Source organism: Streptomyces sp. AA1529, from assembly GCF_000280905.1.
Taxonomy (GTDB): Bacteria; Actinomycetota; Actinomycetes; order Streptomycetales; family Streptomycetaceae; genus Streptomyces.
Map to the genome: position 1 here is coordinate 1 of NZ_ALAP01000014.1, position 1,343 is coordinate 1,343.

A 1,343-nucleotide genomic window follows, 5' to 3' on the forward strand; every position below is an offset into this window, starting at 1 on the left:
GGGCTAGGCCGTGTTTTGAAAGTCGGTTCTGCTCCTCGTCCCGGGTCGCGATGATCGCGGTGTGGGGCGAGGGGATCTTTCTGACGGGCAGTGGGCTGTAGTGGAGCCGCTGTTGCCGGTCGCGGTGCTGGGGCGGCCGTCGTTGGGCCGGCGCAAGCTCATAGACGGGATTCGGTGGCGGGTGCGGACCGGTGCTCCGTGGCGTGATCTGCCGTCGGAGTACGGGCCGTGGCAGACGGTCTACGGACTCTTTCGCCGCTGGCAACGCGACGGCACCTGGCTCGAACTGCTGACCCGGCTGCAAGCCCGGGCGGACGCGGACGGACTGATCACGTGGGAGGTCAACGTCGACTCCACGATCTGCCGGGCCCATCAGCATGCCGCCGGTGCCCGCCGCGACGGCCAGGCTCAGAAGGATCCGCCGGGCGGATCCCGCACCGAGCCCGAGGACCACGGTCTGGGCCGGTCACGGGGAGGCTTCACCACCAAGATTCATCTGGCTTGCGAGCAAGGCCAACGGCCCCTGTCTCTGCTGGTCACCGCCGGCCAGCGCGGTGACAGTCCTCAGTTCGCCGCCGTCCTGGAAGGCATCCGAGTGCCCCGCACCGGACCGGGCCGTCCCCGTGTCCGGCCGCTGCGAGTGCGGGGCGACAAGGCGTACTCCTCCCGCGCCAACCGGGCCTGCCTTCGAAAGCGCGGAATCCGCTGCACGATCCCGGAGCCTGCCGACCAGGCCGCCAACCGCAAGCGGCGCGGGAAGGCCGGCGGGCGGCCTCCTGCCTTCGATCGCGAGGACTACAAAGCCCGGCACGCGGTCGAGTGCGGGATCAACCGGCTCAAGCGCAACCGCGCGGTCGCCACCCGGTTCGACAAGCTCGCCGTCCGCTTCGAAGCCACCGTCCTGATCGGCGCGATCGGCGAATGGCTGTGATCGGCCTGAGCTTCGGGTTCCTCATGCCATGCTGACCGCGACCACGGTCGACAGCGAGGGAGAGGCAACGATGGGGGCTCAGTACTACGGCGCCGACAGCGAGAACGGCGACCGCATCGACGACCCCTCCGAGGACGCGCTGTTCATGATGATCAGCGACCTCAACAACTCCGACAACACCTTCGTGGTCGTCCAGCCCGACCAGGACGACCCCCTCTGGTTCGCCTCCGTGGCCGTCCTCGACGAAGGCGGCTACGAGATCGTCCGCCGTGACACCACCCGCAACGAGCACGAGGTCACCACGGCAACCAGCATCAACGACATCGCCCGCGACCTCACCACCTGGTTGGCCGCCCGCGACTTCCCCGGACGGCCAACCAGGCAGGTCAGCGAGTTCTAAAACACGGCCTAG

The 1,343-nt window shown here is 68.7% G+C and carries 2 protein-coding genes; both read left to right on the top strand.

Features of this window, described 5'->3' with window-relative positions:
- Window positions 1-61 precede the first annotated feature (61 nt).
- Complete coding sequence (locus tag A949_RS0102745) at window positions 62-931, top strand: IS5 family transposase (protein WP_026004280.1); 870 nt, start codon at window positions 62-64, stop codon at window positions 929-931.
- A 28-nt stretch (window positions 932-959) separates the two neighbouring features.
- Window positions 960-1,331, top strand: coding sequence for a hypothetical protein (locus tag A949_RS0102750; protein ID WP_019354477.1), 372 nt, complete (start codon window positions 960-962; stop codon window positions 1,329-1,331).
- Window positions 1,332-1,343: the final 12 nt, after the last annotated feature.